Annotated in this window: 9 protein-coding genes; 3 read left to right on the top strand and 6 right to left on the bottom strand. The window is 56.3% G+C overall.

Features of this window, described 5'->3' with window-relative positions:
* Positions 1 to 4: 4 nt before the first annotated feature.
* The 4 genes from IAE27_RS11735 to metG form a co-directional block, all read right to left on the bottom strand.
* Entirely contained in the window at positions 5 to 3742 is a 3738-nt protein-coding gene (locus IAE27_RS11735; protein WP_200092455.1) for a DUF4132 domain-containing protein, read from the bottom strand.
* A gap of 12 nt (positions 3743 to 3754) precedes the next feature.
* Positions 3755 to 7513 (bottom strand): DUF4132 domain-containing protein, encoded by a 3759-nt coding sequence (locus IAE27_RS11730; RefSeq protein ID WP_200092452.1) that lies wholly within the window; start codon positions 7511 to 7513, stop codon positions 3755 to 3757.
* A gap of 12 nt (positions 7514 to 7525) precedes the next feature.
* Positions 7526 to 11263, bottom strand: a complete 3738-nt coding sequence (locus tag IAE27_RS11725; RefSeq protein ID WP_200092473.1) for a WGR and DUF4132 domain-containing protein — start codon at positions 11261 to 11263, stop codon at positions 7526 to 7528.
* 136 nt (positions 11264 to 11399) lie between these two features.
* The gene (gene metG, locus IAE27_RS11720) at positions 11400 to 13433 is read right to left on the bottom strand and encodes a methionine--tRNA ligase (RefSeq protein WP_016809243.1); all 2034 of its coding nucleotides are present in this window, start codon (positions 13431 to 13433) and stop codon (positions 11400 to 11402) included.
* A 151-nt stretch (positions 13434 to 13584) separates the two neighbouring features.
* On the opposite strand from metG, the gene apbC reads away from it, so the two are divergent.
* On the top strand, positions 13585 to 14694 hold the full coding sequence (gene apbC / locus IAE27_RS11715; protein WP_004103811.1) for an iron-sulfur cluster carrier protein ApbC: 1110 nt from the start codon (positions 13585 to 13587) through the stop codon (positions 14692 to 14694).
* Positions 14695 to 15045: 351 nt separating this feature from the next.
* Positions 15046 to 15375 (top strand): hypothetical protein, encoded by a 330-nt coding sequence (locus IAE27_RS11710; protein ID WP_004114049.1) that lies wholly within the window; start codon positions 15046 to 15048, stop codon positions 15373 to 15375.
* A 59-nt stretch (positions 15376 to 15434) separates the two neighbouring features.
* On the opposite strand, the gene IAE27_RS11705 is transcribed toward IAE27_RS11710, so the two are convergent.
* Positions 15435 to 15752, bottom strand: coding sequence for an RcnB family protein (locus tag IAE27_RS11705; protein ID WP_004103807.1), 318 nt, complete (start codon positions 15750 to 15752; stop codon positions 15435 to 15437).
* A 169-nt stretch (positions 15753 to 15921) separates the two neighbouring features.
* On the opposite strand from IAE27_RS11705, the gene IAE27_RS11700 reads away from it, so the two are divergent.
* Entirely contained in the window at positions 15922 to 16842 is a 921-nt protein-coding gene (locus IAE27_RS11700) for a LysR family transcriptional regulator (protein ID WP_004103805.1), read from the top strand.
* Positions 16843 to 17016: 174 nt separating this feature from the next.
* Here the strand turns inward: IAE27_RS11700 and IAE27_RS11695 are convergent, their stop codons facing one another.
* Entirely contained in the window at positions 17017 to 18360 is a 1344-nt protein-coding gene (locus IAE27_RS11695) for an NCS2 family permease (RefSeq protein WP_004103803.1), read from the bottom strand.
* Positions 18361 to 18362 lie beyond the last annotated feature (2 nt).

Here is an 18362-nt window from a genome sequence, read left to right as displayed (position 1 = left end):
TGTTCTATTCAAATAGCCCTTCAATATCGTTGATCAGTTCGCTGAGGGCGACTTTATCCAGCTCCGAAAATCGAGCCTGCTGCGGAGCGTTGCCGCCCCAGCCGTACTGCCGGGCATTTCCGGCGTACAGCCAGACTTTGCTTAATAGCTGCTCGGTGCTGAGCTCATCCGGCAGCATGCCCACGGCGAAGCCTTCGTCGATTTCCATTACCAGCGCCCGCTGTCCCAGCGGTTTTAGCATCCAGCCGATCCAGCCAGCGTCCTGCGGCTCGCCGCGTAGCCAGCCTTTGTTCGCCAGCCCGATGACCCGGCCACTCGGGCACTTGCGTCCTGCCCAGCGCGTCAGTTCTGTAGTCGCTAGCTCGGCGGGCGTCAGGGTGTAGCAGTTGCGGTCGAGCTGACGGAACGGCGGCAGCAGTTCGTAATCGGCAAATAGCTGACCAAAAGCGGCGGCATCCTGCGGCGTCATTTCCAGCAGATGCGGAAGTCCGATACGAATGTCGCCGTCCGGCAGAGGGAAGAGATCGTCATCGGCATTGCTGTAGCTGTTGTCTTCCGCCACGCGGAAACAGGCCTGCAGGCGGTTGTCCTCACCGTATACGCCCCATACCAGGCGACGGGTGAGATGGCGTACCAGCGGATGGTTGACCAGGAACAGGCGGAAGTTCTCCGGCGTCCAGCGGCGGCGCTGGCACATGGCCGACTCCATCCGCGCGATTTGCTGGGCGGCAATCGTGCGGGCATCTTTTTTCAGGGCCTTGTAGCGATTGACAGCCTCGGCGGCGAGCGCGTTATCGTCGCTTTTATTCGGCTTCGGCAGATCTTTCAGACGGCTGCCGTTTTCATCCCGGACGTACGGCTTGAGCGCTTCATCAAAGCTCACGATAAAGCGCCGTGGGCCAAAATCGAGGGTGAGCTTACCATCCTCATTCAGACCCAGATCGGGCGCCAGGCGGTCTTCCAGTTCTTCCACGGTCAGCCCGCGGCTTTCAGCGATATCGCCGATTTTCTCTCTGGCGCGTTCCTGCAGGGCTTTGAATTTTAGCTTCTGGGCGATGCCGTTAAGCTGCATCAGGGCGATATCCGTGCCGATGGCGGCGAGAATATCTAATCCGACGGTGGCGCGCTTATGCTGAGATTCGCCGGGCCAGGCGCGGATCAGCGGCGTCAGGGCCCGGGCGGTATCATCGTTGCCGAAAATCCCGAGCGCGGTAAACGCCCAGCTCTCTTTCGATGGCGCTCCGGCGGTTTGCCAGGCGCTGAACAGATCCCAGGAAAAGGCGGCAAGTGATTCGGCAGTACAGAGATCTTTAACCTGCTGCAGGCCGGGATAAATCCCCTCCTCTGACGGGAAGCGCAGCATTTCGCCGAGCGCTTTTAAGGGGCCATCCGGCAGAGCCAGGCCATTTTCCCGCAGCAGCGGACGCGTCCACAGCGCAGGCTGGTAAAACGCGGGCAGCGGCGGAATTTTGGTCGGATGGTTATCCAGCGGATCGAGGGCGAGCAGGGCGCTAACGGCCTCCGTTACCGCCGGCTGATTGTAGCGCCGGGCGATCTCTTCAAGCAGCGGCTGATGGCCGTTATCCACCAGCATACGTATCGCCAGGCGCGCGCTGTCCTGCGCTTCGCCCGCTTTGCCGAGGGCGGCGGGCAGCAGGCCGGTAATCGCATGTTCAGGATAGGCCAGCAGCCATTCGCGCGCGCCTTCACGCAGCGATTTAAGTTTGTTAAAAGCGCGGGCGATGATGGGGGCCAGTTCGCTGGCGGCAAACCAGATCGCAACCGACAGGTTTTCCTGCGGATAGCGTGAGAAGGAGTGGATAAAGCCCGGCAAACCGGCGAGACGCAGGTGCGCCATCACAAAGTCTGCGCCGGTGTGGGGCTCCTGGCTGAGCGCGTTCCAGGCCTGTAGCGCCCGTCCGGCGGGCAGGGCGGCGAGCATGTACAGCTTCCACTCTTCCTGGCGATAGGTATGGGCATTCTTAAATTCCGCAATCAGCGCCGGATAATCCTGTCGTTGCCAGGCATCGATAGCGGCATCGGAGACATCTTCATAGCGATTTTGGCTCCGGTTCCAGCTGTGGAAACCTAAGCAGGACAGGAGCTCCTTTTCATCTTTTTCTTTGCCATTATCGAGCTGGCGGGCATACCAGCTACGCTGTTCGAGAAGCTGTTTGCTTGCCTCTTCCGTCAGCATACAGACCGGCTCTAATGGGAGCGGCGGCAGATTCAGCTGTGCAATGGGGGATTTTTTCTTTTTCGCCGCCCAGGGTGGGGTGACCAGCACCGGCGGGAGCATATCGTCGCGGGCGCACTCGGCCTGCTGGCTTAACTGCTGCTGGCAGGCTTCCAGTAGCGTCGCGGCCTGTGCAGAGATCCACGGCACAATTTCTCCGACCAGCCCCGGCTGCCCGCTGAGCAGGGTCATCAGCATAATGCGCCAGCGTTTCTCTTCTTTCTGCGTCAGCAGTTCAGCCAGCGCCGCCAGCGCGGCGTGCGGGAAGCGCGCGCTGGCCTGGCTCATCCGTTCGTGACAACGCTTACCCTGCTCGCTTGCGAGGATTAGCTGGCTCAGCGCCTGCGGATGGTTAATTTGGCTGACCAGCTTACCGCACAGATCGTCATGAACGTAGGGTGCGAAGCGGGCGATGCCGGCAACGCCCTGTTCGCGCATCACCGTCGCGTTCCAGACGCTGCCGTGGTAGTAGTCGTTAAACAGGTTCTCCGCCCGATAAGGCTCCAGCGCTTTGACGAGCTGCGGGTCGCGAACCACCACCTTCAGCCATTCCGCCGTTCTGATATTTTTATGCGCCAGCACCCGGCGGGTGATTTCGTGGACGATATCCGGGCGATCGGGCAGCAATAGCGCCACCAGCGGCTGCTGCCCGATGGGCATATCCGCCAGCGCGGCGATCAGTTTATTCACGCAGCGCTGCCAGAGCGGTTCATCGGCCTGAGCCAGATGCGCGCGCAGGCGCACGTCGAGCATCCCGGGCCCGCGCGCGCTGGTGGGTTCTGAAAGGAAGGTCACCTGCAGGGTCTGGTAATTGTAATCAAAAGCAATGTGCTGCAGGGCAATAAACGTCTCGACGGCGTATTCCAGTCCGTAGACGTAAACAATTTCGTCCATCAGGTCGGCATTGTCGCTGCTGCGCCAGCCGCGACGCGTGGCGAGGGCGAGCTGCACCGCCAGCGCAGCAGGGGAGAGCGGGCCATCGCTAAGGGCTTCGTTGATGGTTTGCTGCCAGTAGGCGGAACAGTCGGCATAGTCAAAGGTCACGGCTTTCCCGGACTGCTGGTGGATCTCTTTGCCGAGATTCATCAGTTCGCTATCTGCGGGCGCGGCGATCGGTTGACCGGGAAAGCGGCGTGAAGGGAGCACATCTTGCAGCAGCTCATCTGACAAAGCCAGTTCGACATCGTCCGCCAGCCACGGACGAGCTATATCTGCAGGCACGGTGGCGCATGCGGGCGGCGGCGCAGCTGGGGTAGATGCCGGTTCCTCCGGCAGGCTGGCTGCCGCAGACGGCGTGGTTTCGCCTTGCTCAACGTAGCCTTTGCGGGTTTTTTCATTGATCAGCTTCTGCCCGGCCTTACTGGCCGCTGCCGCGTCGGCAAAGGTTTTAATCTGCTTCTGGCCGCTGGTACCCACCTTCCCCCAGCTCAGATGCAGTTCGTTATCCTGCTGCTCAACCGCCCAGAACTTATGTGATTTTTCATCCTGATAAATAAACGTTTTCATGGTTAAATCCTTTTAATCGAATAGCGATTCGATATCGTTAATCAGTTCGCTGGCGGCTATCTTATCGAGTGAAGAGAAGGGATATATCATTTTTCTTTGCCCTGCTTTATACAGACGAATATGGCTTATTCCCTGGGTCTTGCTGACCATATCCACCGATAAACCTACCGTAAATCCCGGAAACACTTCGAGTTCTACGTAGCCACCATCAACGGGTTTATAGAAGGTATAGACCCCGCCGGCATCGCGAACTTCACCCCGTTGCCAGCCTTTACTGACCAGCCCGGCCACTCGTCCGCTGAGGGCTTTACGTCCCGCCCAACGCTGGAGGTCGAAAGTTTCGGATTCTGCCTGGCTAAAACGGTAGGCGTTGCGATCGAGCTGGCGGAACGGTGGTAGCAGTTCATAGTCGGCAAACAGCTGGCCGAAAGCGGCGGCGTCTTCCGCGGAGATTTCCAGCACGTGCGGAAGGCCGATTTGCCCCTCAGGCAGGTTGATTGGGTTATCTTGCGCGTCACTGTAGCTGTTATCTTCGGCGATGCGGAAGCAGGCCAGCAGGACGTTTTCCTGGCTATAGACTCCCCAGACCAGGCGGCGGGTGAGATGGCGCACCAGCGGATGGTCGACGAGGAACAGGCGGAACTGTTCGGCGGTCCAGCGGCGGCGCAGGCACATCGCTGATTCAAGCCGCATGATCTGCTGGCTGGCTACCGTGCGGACGTCTTTTTTCAACTGCCTGTAACGACTGACGGCCTCCGCAGCGCGCGGTTCATCGTCGCTTTTGCCGGGCTTCGGCAAATCTTTCAGGCGGCGACCGCTTTCATCGCGCACAAAGGGTTTCAGGGCTTCATCGAAGCCGAGGGTAAAGCGGCGGGGGCCGAAGTCGAGGGTGAGGGTACCGCTGTCATCCAGACCTAAATCTGGGGCGAGACGGTCTTCCAGTTCGGCAATGGTGAGTTCGCGCTTGTCGGCAATCTGTTTGATTTTTTCCCGCGCGGCTTCCTGAAGCGCCTTAAATTTTATCTTCAGTGCAATGCCATTCAGCTGCATCAGGGCGATATCGCTGCCGATGGCGGCAAGAATGTCCAGCCCGACGGTGGCGCGTTTATGCTGAGATTCCCCCGGCCAGGCGCGGATGAGCGGCGTAAGGCGGCGTACGGTGTCATCGTTGCCGAAAATACCCAGCGCGGTAAAACCCCAGTTATCTTTGGCGGAACCGCTGACGATTTCCCAGCTCTGAAACAGATCCCAGGCAAAATCGGCCAACGACCGTGGCGTACAGGCTTCCTGCACCTGAACGATGCCGGGGTAGAGCGTCTCCTCACGCGGGAAGGCAAGCATAGTGCAGAGATGGCGGATGGCATCATCGCTAAGCGCTTTTCCGTTGTGCAGTATCGGGCGATGCCAGACCTCTGGCGTACACCATTCGGGGAGTTTAGCAATTTTCAGCGGATAGTTATCGAGCGGGTCGGCGGCCAGCATTTCGCCCAGTGCTGTCATCACTTCTGGTTGGTCATAGCGTCGCGCGACCTGTTCCATCAGCGGCAGATGGCCGGAACTGACAAGAAAGCGCAGCGTCATCCGCGCATCGCCCTGCTCTTTACTCGATTTGCCCAGCGCCGCGGGTAGCAGGCCGGTAATAGCGTGCTCCGGGTAAGTGAGCAGCCAGCGTTCGGCGATATCGCGTAGGGATTTGAGCTGGCAGAAAGCGCGGGCCATCAGCGGAGCCGCTTCGCTAGCGGCGAACATTGCCGCCAGAGGAACGGCCTCTTTTGGGGCTATGCGGGCGTAACGCAGCAGGCCTGGCAGCGTCGGCAGGCCAAAGCGGTGAACCACTTCATCAATCCCGGTAAGATGCAGGTGCGTCATCGCGTTCCAGATAGAGAGCGCTTTCTCTTCTGGTAGTCTGGCCAGGATTGACATATGTAGCGTAATGTAGCTTTCGTAATCGTACTTTTGCCGGGTGTTAAGTAACGATTCGTAATCCTCTTTTTCCAGCAGAGAGATGGCCGTTTTGCTGACGCCCCATTTGCAGTCAAATCTTTCCGGAGCGGGGTTATCCCGGTCAAAATAGAAACTCTCGAAACCAAGATAGCGTAGGACTTCCGCCGTTGTAGGGACTTCCTCTTCCTGCAGCGGCTCAGGCTCAGGCCCCATTGATTCGAGCGGCAGCACTTGAAGCGTCAACGCCACAGCGGCAGTTTTTTTCTTTTTCGCCAGCCACGGTGGGGAGCGCAGAACCGGGGGCTGGTCGTCCGGGGAGGCGATTTCCTCCGTGGCGACCAGCTGCGGAAAGTGGTTGAACAGGAGCTGTTGTTGCTCCGCCGTCAGCCAGGGCCCCGCGCTTTCCTGCGCCTGCGGGTTGCCCAGAACGATCTGTTCCAGCAGGCGTAAATGTATCGCGTTTTTACCATTGACCAGCCCCTGAGTCAGCGCGTAAAGGGCGGCTTCCGGGTGTTTCTTTGCAAAAGAGTCCAGATGATCAGCGTCGCTGGCATTTTTATCCATCATAAGCAGCGTCATGGCCTGTGGGTGATTAACTTCAACTAACGCGCGCTTAATCCGGTATTCATGTATCAGAGGCGTTAGTCGTGATAGCCCCGCAAGGCTCTGTTCCCGCAGCAACGTCTCAATGCAACGCTCGCTCGTACGGTAGTGGGTGAATAGATTCAGTTGCCGGAATCTTGCCAGTTGTTGCACCGCCTGCGGATCGGTGGCGACGATATTCAACCACTCCAGCTCGGGGAAGTCGTTATCAGGCGCCAGTTCGAGCGCCAGCCGATTGGCGATTTCTGGCTTTTCCGGCAGCAGAAAGGCGACAAGCGGGCGGCGACGTGGGGCAATCGATGGCAGGGCGGCGATCAGTTTATCGGCACAGCGCTGCCAGGTGGTCGCATCGGCCTGCGACAGGTGTTTACGCAAATGCAAGTCGATTTTGCTAAAACCATGCTCAAAACGCAGGTCGGTAATATTGTGACTCAGGGTAATAGCAAATAACGGCGACGTTTGCGCTGACTGGCCATTTCGCAGAATCATTAAGAGTCGCTCATAACCATCCTCAATCGCCTTGTTTGTGACGGGATCGCTGTTTGTTTGATCGGTCATCTGAACTTGCTGTAAGGCAATGACTAAGTCGACTGCGTATTCCACCCCCCGTTGTTGAACGATACCGTCCAGCCAGACATCAATACGGATAGGATAATGGAGGACAAATCTTGCGAGAGTCAGAATGGTATCGGAGAGTAGCGATCCTTCTGACTGCTGCTGTTTGATTCGTCGCATTGCTTCCTGTAGTGCCTGCTGCCATTCCCGACGGCAAGCGCTCGCATCGAAATGTTGCAGACAGGTGAGAAAGAAAGGGGTCCAGTGCTCACTTTCTTTAAGCATTTCCCACAGCGTGCAGTCTTCATTAACCGGTTTGAGCGGTTCATCAGTAAAACGGCGATTACTGTAGGCATTGGTCTCGTAATCTGGATCGAGAATAATCGGTTCGTCATCCTTTAGCCACGGCGGGCTGCCAGCGCTGGCAGCAGTTTGCTGCGGAGCCGGCATGCTGGCCTCCGCCGCGCTATTTTCGACGTAACCTTTTTTAGCCTTCTCATTAATCAGCTTCTGCCCGGCCTTACTGGCCGCTGCCGCGTCGGCGAAGGTTTTAATCTGCTTCTGGCCGCTGGTACCCACCTTCCCCCAGCTCAGATGCAGTTCGTTATCCTGCTGCTCAACCGCCCAGAACTTATGTGATTTTTCATCCTGATAAATAAACGTTTTCATGACTAAGTCCTTTTAATCGAATAGCGATTCGATATCGTTGATAAGTTCGCTGGCGGCGATAGCGTCGAGCGTTGCGAAAGCAAAGGTCGGTTTGCCGTAGTCAATATCCCCTTTGGTAACGAATTTCACTGTCTCGAACGGGATGAGTTCGTCGTAGGTGGTTTCTCCATACAGCAGCGAAAAAGGTTCCACTTCCAGCACAATATCGCCGCTGGTGGCGGGTTTGAACATGCCGCAGATGCTGCCGCCATCTTCTATTCGCTGCCAGCCTTTGCGCTCCAGTCCGACGATGCGCCCGGCCTGGCACTGGCGTCCGCGCCAGCGCGTTAATTCTGTGGCCCGGTTTTCGCTTTCCGTCAGGCGATAGTGGTTGCGATCGAGCTGGCGGAACGGCGGCAGTAGTTCATAGTCGGCATACAGCTGGCCGAAGGCGGCGGCGTCTTCCGCGGAGATTTCCAGCACGTGCGGAAGGCCGATTTGCCCTTCAGGCAGGCTGAACAGGTTATCTTCTGCATCGCTGTAGCTGTTATCTTCGGCGACGCGGAAGCAGGCCAGCAGGACGTTTTCCTGGCTATAGACTCCCCAGATCAAGCGGCGGGTGAGATGGCGCACCAGCGGATGGTCGACGAGGAACAGGCGGAACTGTTCTGCGGTCCAGCGGCGGCGCAGGCACATGGCGGTTTCAAGGCGCATGATTTGCTGGGTGGCGACGGTGCGGGCGTCCTTTTTCAGCGATTTATAGCGATTGACCGCTGCGGCCGCCAGCGTTTCATCATCGCTTTTGTTGGGCTTTGGCAAGTCTTTCAGGCGGCGACCGCTTTCATCGCGCACAAAGGGTTTGAGGGTTTCATCGAAGCTGACTGTAAAGCGGCGGGGGCCGAAGTCGAGAACCAGAGTACCGTTGTCGTCCAGCCCGAGATCCGGGGCGAGGCGGTCTTCCAGCTCGGCAATGGTCAGTTCACGCTGTTCGGCAATTTGCTTGATTTTGTTCTGTGCATTCTCCTGTAGCGCCGCAAATTTGATTTTTTTCGCAATGCCGTTTAGCAACATCAAAGCGATGTCGCTGCCGATTTCTGCCAGAATATCCAACCCAAGCGCTGCGCGTTGATGTTGTGATTCTCCAGGCCAGGCACGGATGAGCGGCGTCAGCGCTCGCGCGGTATCGTCATTACCGAAAAAGGCTAATGTCGTGAAGGCCCAGTTCGCTTTTGAAGGGCCTCCGGCTTCAATCCAGGCGTTAAAAAGATCCCAGGCAAAGTTAGCCAGAGATGTTGGAGTGCAGATGCTTTTTACGGTATTCAGTCCGGTATAAAGTTTCACTTCGCGTGGGAAATTCAACATATCGCCGAGGTAACGCATGGCGTTATCCGGCAACGGCAACCCCGAGCTTTTGAGCTGTGGTCTGCGCCACAGTGCAAATTGATAAAATTCAGGCAAAGGCTGAATTTTCGTCGGGAAATCGTGAAAGTCTCCTGCGTCGAGAAAGGCTCCCAGTGCAGCGATAATCTCCGGTTGTTGATAGCGCTGTGCTATTTGGGTTATCAGAGAACGGTGATTATTTTCGGCCAGTAAACGCAAAGCTTGTTGAGCGTCGTCCCTGTCTTTGCACGCTTTTCCTAGCGCTGCGGGCAATAACCCGGCAATGGCATGTTCGGGATACTCAAGTAACCAGCTTCGGGCATCTTCGCGCAGCGTTTTTTTGCGGCTGAAGTTTTGTGCCATCGGCAGTGCCAAATCGGTTGTGCCGCAATAGGGGGTAAACGGCCACAGCGACTGGCGATCGTGTTTAAGATAACGGACAAATATCGGCAGGGCATCGATGCCAAAAATGGGTAAGATCCCCTCTTCGCCTTTGTGAGGTTCATCAGCCAGAGCATCCAGCAGGGCTAATGCTTGCTCGCGCGGCATCCAGGCCAGCAGATACAGCTTCCATTGCGAATACTGCTTACCCGTATACTGATGGAACTCATTTATCAAGGTGGCATAGTCTGCACATTGCAGGGCTGTGACGGCGCTTTGCGGAATGGGGACTTTTTGCGATGTGCCAGGGGTTAACTGTTGCCACTTTTCAAACCCCAGACGCCACAGAAAGTTTTGTTCCGGGGTGAATGGCTCCGTCACTTTTTCCCAATGATAGCTTTCAAATGGCGGCAGGTCCGCGTAACTGAATTGGCAGTGGTAATCACTGTAATCGTAGCCAGTTAGCTCTTCCGTTATTGCCGGCGTCAGGCTTAGCGTAGAAGTGACGGGGAGTATTGATAGTTTGAATACTGGTGATGTGCTTTTTTGATTTTGCTTTAGCCACGGCGGGGATACCAGTATTTCTGGTAGGGTCTCCGGGCTGGCATATTCTGCTGATGAGTCGCTATGCGGCCGCGTCGCGGTTAACGTTTCTGCGGCGTGTGCGTCAATCCATGGCAGAACTTGCTCTACCCGAGCTGGTTCAGCGCTGATGAGTACCGTTAGCGCTTTGCGCCAGATCGGATCTTCATAGCTCGTCAGCAGCGACGCATAAGCGGCAATGGCTGCATGAGGATATTTTTGACTGGCCTTACTTAAATATCCCAGACGCTTATTTTTGTTACCGGCACCAAGAATTAATATCTTAAGCGCATCCGGATGGTTCGTCTTAGCTAACCACTTAGTGAAATAGTCAGTAGCTTCAAGCTCAGGTAATTGGGTGCTTGCTTCCTTTTCGTCCAAATCGTTGACGAGTTGACTTACCCCGATCATGCCTTGGTTGGCTATCAATGTGGCAACATAGGGGAGAAAGTGAGAGTAAAGTGGAGGCAACGGATATTTTTCTAGCGTAATCAGTGCAGAAGGGGCATCGACGACCATTTTCAACCACGCCATTGCCGGAATCTCTTCTGCGGCGAAACGCAATGCTATCTCATTGGCGATATCCGGACGCTCTGGCAACATCAGTGCGACAAACGGCTGCATAGCGGGAGAAAGCTCAGGAATAGCAGCAATCAGTTTTTTGACACAGCGTAGCCACTCTTCCTCTGGCGCTAATGAAAGATGATGACACAAGCGCGGGAGCCAGTCGGGCAGATATTCTGTTTCGTTAACAGGAAGGTCGCTACATACGACAATTTTCTTAAGATCATCATCGTACTTGCATGCCACTTGTAGGGTATGACAGGCGATCTCAACCGTGGTTTCAAGCCCGTATTGCGTCACAAAGAGGTCGATTAAATCACCAGAATAATAGCCCATTTTCCCGAGAAGAGCCGCTTCGGAAAGCAGGCTTCCGGTGGATTGATTATGCTTAATCCGTTGGTGTAGCTCAGCGTAGGCCTGTTCCCAGGCCGGTGACGTGAAATGATAGTCGGATGGCCTGAATTCGGCTTTATCATTCCTGGTAATGCGTTGCCAAATCTGATTGCCGTCCGGTGTGGTATTAAACGGTCTGGAACGGTTACGGTGAGGGAAAGCAAACCAGCCGATCTCCTCCGTGAGCGGTATATGGGCATCATCAGCGAGCCAGGGTCGGTTATTAGATTGGCTAGCGACAGCCTGGGGCGGGCTTTTTTCCGCCGCGGTATTCTCTGCGTAGCCTTTTCTTGTCTTCTCACCAATCAGTTTCTGTTTGGCTTTTGCAGCAGTGGCGCTATCGGCAAAGGTTTTAATCTGGCTCTGGCCGCTGGTGCCGACCTTGCCCCAGCTCAGATGCAGCTCGTTATCTTGCTGTTTCACCGCCCAGAATTTATGTGATTTTTCGTCCTGATAAATAAAAGATTTCATTTTCTTCCCTGTGTTTTTATCCAGTTTGGGTTTGATGCTAGCAGTTATTACTAAGAACACAGAGGGGGAGGACGACAAGAATGCGATTTTCAGAATTTATAAAAAAAGCGCTGCCGGAGCAGCGCTGTATGCGGTATTACTTGACCTGCTGGCCTGGCTGAGCGCCGCTGTCCGGGCTTAACAGGAAGATATCTTTCCCGCCAGGGCCTGCGGCCATCACCATGCCTTCCGAGATGCCGAAGCGCATTTTACGCGGCGCCAGGTTGGCGACCATAACCGTCAGGCGGCCAATCAGCGCCTGCGGATCCGGGTAGGCGGAGCGGATGCCGGAGAAGACGTTGCGCTTCTCGCCGCCGAGATCCAGCGTCAGGCGCAGCAGCTTGTCGGAACCGTCCACGAACTCGGCGTTTTCAATCAGCGCGATGCGCATATCGACTTTGGCGAAATCGTCAAAGGTGATGGTGTCCTGAATCGGATCGTCCGCCAGCGGTCCGGTGACCGGCGCTGACAGCGCTTTCACTTCTTCTTTCGACGCTTCGACCAGCGCTTCCACCTGCTTCATTTCGATGCGGTTATACAGCGCTTTAAAGGCGTTAACCTTGTGACCGAGCAGCGGCTGCTGAATGGCCTCCCAGCTCAGTTCGCTGTTGAGGAACGCTTCGGCGCGGGCGGCCAGCTGCGGCAGAACCGGCTTGAGCCAGGTCATCAGCACGCGGAACATATTCAGGCCCATGGTGCAGATGGCCTGCAGATCGGCATCGCGGCCTTCCTGTTTGGCAACCACCCACGGCGCCTGCTCGTCAACGTAGCGGTTCGCCACGTCGGCCAGCGCCATGATTTCACGGATGGCTTTACCGAACTCGCGGCTATCCCACGCTTCGCCAATGCTTGCTGCGGCATCGGTGAAGGTTTTGTACAGCGCCGGATCGGCCAACTCGGCGGACAGCATGCCGTCGAAACGCTTATTGATAAAACCGGCGTTGCGCGAGGCGAGGTTCACCACTTTGTTGACGATATCGGCATTAACGCGCTGCACGAAATCTTCCAGGTTCAGATCGATATCATCGATACGCGAAGAGAGCTTGGCGGTGTAGTAGTAGCGCAGGCTGTCGGCGTCAAAGTGGTTCAGCCAGGTGCTGGCCTTAATAAAGGTTCCGCGCGACTTGGACATCTTCGCGCCGTTGACCGTCACGTAGCCGTGAACGAACAGATTGGTTGGTTTGCGGAAGTTGCTGCCCTCCAGCATGGCCGGCCAGAACAGGCTGTGGAAGTAAACGATGTCTTTACCGATAAAATGATACAGCTCGGCGGTGGAGTCTTTCTTCCAGTACTCATCGAAGCTGGCGGCGTCGCCGCGCTTGTCGCACAGGTTCTTAAAGGAACCCATGTAGCCGATCGGCGCGTCCAGCCAGACGTAGAAATATTTACCCGGCGCGTTCGGGATTTCAAAGCCGAAGTACGGCGCATCGCGGGAAATATCCCACTGCTGCAGGCCGGACTCAAACCACTCCTGCATTTTATTCGCTACCTGCTCCTGCAACGCGCCGCTGCGGGTCCACGCCTGCAGCATTTCGCTGAACGACGGCAGGTCGAAGAAGAAGTGTTCGGACTCGCGCATCACCGGCGTCGCGCCGGAGACGACCGATTTCGGTTCGATAAGCTCGGTTGGGCTGTAGGTCGCGCCGCATACTTCGCAGTTATCGCCGTATTGATCCGGTGATTTACACTTCGGACAGGTGCCTTTCACAAAACGGTCCGGCAGGAACATGCCTTTTTCCGGATCGTAGAGCTGGGAGATGGTGCGGTTTTTGATAAAACCGTTCTCTTTCAGACGCGTATAGATAAGCTCCGACAGCTCGCGGTTTTCGTCGCTGTGCGTGGAGTGATAGTTGTCGTAGCTGATGTCGAAGCCAGCAAAATCGGTCTGATGCTCCTGACTCATTTCGCCAATCATCTGTTCCGGGGTGATACCGAGCTGCTGCGCTTTCAGCATGATCGGGGTTCCGTGGGCGTCGTCGGCGCAGATGAAGTTGACTTCGTGGCCGCGCATTCGCTGGTAACGGACCCAGACATCAGCCTGGATGTGCTCCAGCATGTGGCCGAGGTGGATTGAGCCGTTTGCGTACGGCAGTGCGCACGTTACCAGTATTTTCTTCGCGACTTGAGTCATAGTGGGCATTACATCTTCTATTGTAAAAAGGGGGTTTGATGTTACCGCAAAGGCAATAATTTGGTAAGCCCAAAGCTTATGGTGGGGGAATTATTCCCTTTAAGGTAAACTTAACGCACAAGATTCAACTCACAATAACAAAGGAGTCGGGATGAGTTCGCAATCCCAGGCCAAATCCCCCGAACGTCTACGCGCGATGGTCGCCGGGACCCTGGCTAATTTCCAGCACCCAACCCTGAAACATAACCTCACTACGCTGAAGGCGCTGCATCACGTCGCCTGGCTGGACGAAACCGTGCATATTGAAATTCAGATGCCGTTCGTCTGGAACAGCGCCTTTGAAGCTCTGAAGGAGCAGTGCAGCGCCGAGCTGCTGCGCATTACCGGTGCCAAAGCTATCGACTGGAAGCTGACGCACAGCATCGCCACGCTTCAGCGGGTAAAAAATCAGCCCGGTATCAACGGCGTGAAAAATATTATCGCTATCAGCTCCGGTAAGGGCGGGGTGGGTAAATCATCGACCGCGGTCAACCTGGCGCTGGCGCTGGCGGCGGAAGGGGCGAAAGTCGGCATTCTGGATGCCGATATTTACGGCCCGTCGATTCCGACCATGCTCGGCGCGGAAGATCAGCGTCCGACCTCGCCAGATGGGACCCATATGGCGCCGATTATGAAGTTCGGTCTTGCCACCAACTCCATCGGTTATCTGGTGACCGACGATAACGCTATGGTGTGGCGCGGGCCGATGGCCAGCAAGGCGCTGATGCAGATGCTGCAGGAAACCCTGTGGCCGGATCTCGATTATTTGGTGCTGGATATGCCGCCGGGTACCGGTGATATTCAGCTGACGCTGGCGCAAAATATCCCGGTTACCGGCGCGGTAGTGGTGACCACGCCGCAGGATATTGCCCTGATCGACGCCAAAAAAGGCATCGTGATGTTTGAAAAAGTCGAGGTACCGGTGCTGGGTATCGTGGAAAACATGAGCATGCATATTTGCAGCAACTGCGGGCACCACGAGCCTATCTTCGGTACCGGCGGCGCGCAAAAGCTGGCGGAGAAATACCACACCCAGCTGCTGGGCCAGCTGCCGCTGCACATCACTCTGCGCGAAGACCTCGACAAAGGGACCCCGACGGTAGTGGCGCGTCCGGAAAGCGAGTTTACCGAGACCTATCGTCAGCTGGCAGACCGCGTCGCGGCGCAGCTGTACTGGCAGGGGGAAGTTATCCCCGGTGAGATCGCCTTCCGCGCGGTATAGTCCACTCACTATCCTGAACCGTGCGGCGCAAAGCGCCGTGCGGTTTTTTTACCTCCGCCGAACGCCGTTTTCTTTCGCTAAAATAATCACTGCGCGAATGATAGTGGTGTTAAATATTACTTATTTTTATTCACATTTGCTGATGTTGAGATTAATCAACAAAACATACTCTTAACATTGTTTTCCCTCCGCGCTTGTGCGAGCTTAATTAGCATAGCAGTGACCTATTTTAATTCGCCGAAAGGAATTTTATTTGGCTTTATTATTTGGCGGAATGTGGTAGTCATCAGTCATACGTCAATAAAAACGATGGAAGGAAAATATCGCCGTACTACATTTCCGGAGTGCATGATGAATAATATTGCTCTAATCGTTAAGTTGCGGGAACTTCTGGTCATCTTTATGCATTCGCGCACGCTGCCGGAGAAAGCCGCTGATGCGCTGCGTTATTGTCAGGAAAATATCCCGCTGGCTGACCTTCCGATTGGCGCTTATGGTGAATATTGTGAAATTTATGAACAGATAGTTTTTTTATCGGATGATAAAAGTCGCACTGCGCCGGATGATTTACTGCGCAGCGGCGGGGATCTGATACTCAGTATTTTAATGCTCTACGAACAGGTCGCTGCCTATATTGCCGTCGAGGAGTTTATGCACAAACAAAACCGCTTTAACGAATAGCGCTTTAGCAACGATAAAAGATATGCCAGCGGCAGAATTTGTCCGCTGGCGTTTCGTTTTTAGCGATGATAGAAAATTTCGCCATCGTAGATTTTGAGGATTTTCCCCTCGGTTTCGGTAATCAGGACGTAGCTCCCGCCCATGTAGGTCCAGCGCGTGCCGGCATCCGGCGCCGGCAGATTGCGCTGCTGCCACTGTTTGATATTGTATTCTGGCGTCAGGTACAGCGGCGGAACGGTATCGCCGATGTGGAATTGTTTAAAGTCTGCGGTCACCCCGTCCAGCTCATATTTCTGAATGCCGTCGCCGGTCGCCGCCCACGCTCCGCTGGTGCATGCCAACAGTACGCCCAGAAGCATCATTTTTGTTTTACGCATAGTTTCCTCATTATTATCCTGGACACTCAATCGCAGCCTCGTATGATTCCTGATACCTCAAGGAAATGGCAAGCGTTGGTTTCGTTAAAAGTGTAAGCAAACGGTGAGGCAACGATGTTTTTCGCCTGGTTGCGCCAGTTTTGAGAATAATCCGGGTTCGGGAGTGTCTATGTTAAGGCTGGAAGATCTGGCTCTGTTTGTCCGCGCTGCGGCGCTAAGCAGCTTCAGCGATGCGGCGCGAGAGGCCGGGCTGCAGCCGGCGCAGGTTAGTGCGGCGATCAAGCGTCTGGAAACGACGTTGAATATTCGTCTTTTTGCCCGTTCAACGCGGAGCCTGCGCCTGACGCCGGAAGGTGAGGCCTGGCTGCCCTACGCCACGCAGATGCTCGATACGCTGCACGCCGGGCTGCAAAAAATCCGCACGCCGGATGACGAAGTTCGCGGTACGTTACAAATTGCCGTGCCGTCCGATCTCGGGCGCAACCTGCTTCTGCGCGTTTTTCGCGGCTTTCGCCAGCGTCATCCTGCGCTGCGTCTGCGGATCCTGTTTTCCGATCATCGGACCGACGTGTTTAAAGATCCGGTGGACGTGGCCTTTCGCTACGGCGATAACGACGATGCTTCGTTTATCTCCCTGCCCGTCGCGCCCGATAACCGACGAGTGCTGGTGGCTTCGCCCGGCTGGATAGCTGAAAACGGCGAGCCGCAAACGCTGGAAGAGCTGGCGCGACATAATGCGCTCACCTACGTGCTGCGCGGCAGGGCGTTTGACCGCTGGCCGTTGAGCCGGGAAGGGAAAGTACACCACGTGCAGGTTTCCGGCACTATCGTGAGCGATGATGCGGAGGTGATTCGCCGCCTGGCGATTGCCGGTGAGGGGATTGCGTACAAATCTGAACTCGACGTCGGCGACGATATTCGTGCAGGGCGACTCCAGGTGCTGCTGCCGCACTACCAGGGCGACGTGGTGCCGCTGAATATGATTTGCCCGCACCGCAAACAGCTTTCGCCTGCGGTACGGCTGCTGTATGAGGCGGTGAAAGAGGCGTGCGAAGCGGTTAATTCCAGCGCGCTCTCTGCGGGCCGGTAGCCCGGATAAGGCGCGCCAGCGCCGCCTCCGGGAACGGTGTCGGGGTGAAGCATCGGCGTGGCTTTTCCCCGGTGGCGCTGCGCTGACCGGGCTACGAGTTCACAGCAATCTGCGGACAGGTAGCCCGGACAAGGCGCGTCAGCGCCGCCTCCGGGAGAACGATCGGCGCGAAGCTTAATGCTTCACCAGCGTGGCAAAGTAGTAGACCAGCGGAATCGCAAGGATCCACAGGCCGATGGGGATTTCCCGCCATTTGCCGGCGATAGTTTTGATCACGACATAAAACAGCAGCCCGCCGGCAATCCCGGTACCGAAGCTATTGGCAATCAGCGTAATCATCACCATCATCAGCACCGGCAGGCCGTCGGTGAAGTTTGCCAGATCCACTTTGCGCAGGCCGCTGAACATATTCAGGCCGATGAGGATCAGCGCAGGTGCGGTCGCCTCTTTCGGGATCATCAGCGCCACAGGCGTAAACAGCAGCATCAGGAGAAACATTACCGCCGCCGACAGCGCGGTTAACCCGGTTTTACCGCCGGCTTCCGCTGCCGCCGAGGATTCAATCAGCGCGGTCGCCGCCGGAATACCCAGCCAGGGACCTATAGCCGCAGCGATCGAGTCGACCATAAACGGGCGATTGATATGCGGCATATTGCCTTCTTCATCCAGCAGACCCGCTTCGCCGCCCACGGCCAGAGTGGTGCCCATCGTGGAAAAGAACTCTGAGGCGAAAAAGACGAACAGGAACGGCAGAAAGGCGATATTCAGCGCGCCCAGCATATCGATTTGCCCCAGCACCGGCGTCAGCGAATGCGGCATATCGATAAAACTGCCCGGGAGTCTGGTAACGCCCATCGGAATACCGACCAGGGTTGCAAAGAGAATCGCCCACAGAATCGAGCCGGGGATTTTTCTTGCCTGCAGGGCAATGGCCAGAAACAGCCCGCAGAGCGCAACCAGCGCCCCCGGCGAAAGGAAATCCCCGAGCATCAGGGCGTTGGTTTTGGCGTTAGCCAGCACCAGTCCGGCGTTACGGAAGCCCAATACCGCGACGAACAGCCCAATGGACGCCGTCAGACCGAGCTTGATCGACTGCGGTACCGAACGGGTTACCACTTCACGCAGGCCGAATTTGGTCAGCAGGAAAAACAGAATCCCCGACCAGCAGGCGATACCAAGCCCGATCTGCCAGCCAATGCCTTCGCTGCCCGCCAGCGTGACGCCGACCAGCACCGAACCGCCGATGCCCGGCCCGACGATAAACGGCAGGTTGGCATAAAACGCCATCAGCAGCGTGCCGCCGACGAACACCAGAATCGTGCCGGTGGTTGCCGCGCCTTTATCCATCCCGCCTACCGCCAGCAGGCCGGGGATAACCACCAGTAGATAGGCGGCGGCGAGAAAACCGGTGATGCCCGCGAGGCATTCGGTGCGCAGCGTGCTGCCGCGGGAATACAAGGCAAAACGGCGCTCCAGCCAGCTTCCCTGCGCGGATGAGTTAAGGGTATTGTCGGCCATGC

This window comes from Klebsiella sp. S69 (assembly GCF_016516145.1).
In the GTDB taxonomy this organism is placed as follows: domain Bacteria; phylum Pseudomonadota; class Gammaproteobacteria; order Enterobacterales; family Enterobacteriaceae; genus Klebsiella; species Klebsiella oxytoca.
The sequence above is the reverse complement of the archived record's forward strand: the minus strand, read 5'-3'. Positions and strand labels throughout refer to the sequence as shown.

Excerpts from the sequence above, each read along its gene's own strand:
- IAE27_RS11735 (WP_200092455.1), bottom strand. The coding sequence starts at position 3,742 with ATGAAAACGTTTATTTATCAGGATGAAAAATCACATAAGTTCTGGGCG.
- IAE27_RS11730 (WP_200092452.1), bottom strand. The coding sequence starts at position 7,513 with ATGAAAACGTTTATTTATCAGGATGAAAAATCACATAAGTTCTGGGCG.
- IAE27_RS11725 (WP_200092473.1), bottom strand. The coding sequence starts at position 11,263 with ATGAAATCTTTTATTTATCAGGACGAAAAATCACATAAATTCTGGGCG.
- metG (WP_016809243.1), bottom strand. The coding sequence starts at position 13,433 with ATGACTCAAGTCGCGAAGAAAATACTGGTAACGTGCGCACTGCCGTAC.
- apbC (WP_004103811.1), top strand. The coding sequence starts at position 13,585 with ATGAGTTCGCAATCCCAGGCCAAATCCCCCGAACGTCTACGCGCGATG.
- IAE27_RS11710 (WP_004114049.1), top strand. The coding sequence starts at position 15,046 with ATGAATAATATTGCTCTAATCGTTAAGTTGCGGGAACTTCTGGTCATC.
- IAE27_RS11705 (WP_004103807.1), bottom strand. The coding sequence starts at position 15,752 with ATGCGTAAAACAAAAATGATGCTTCTGGGCGTACTGTTGGCATGCACC.
- IAE27_RS11700 (WP_004103805.1), top strand. The coding sequence starts at position 15,922 with ATGTTAAGGCTGGAAGATCTGGCTCTGTTTGTCCGCGCTGCGGCGCTA.
- IAE27_RS11695 (WP_004103803.1), bottom strand. The coding sequence starts at position 18,360 with ATGGCCGACAATACCCTTAACTCATCCGCGCAGGGAAGCTGGCTGGAG.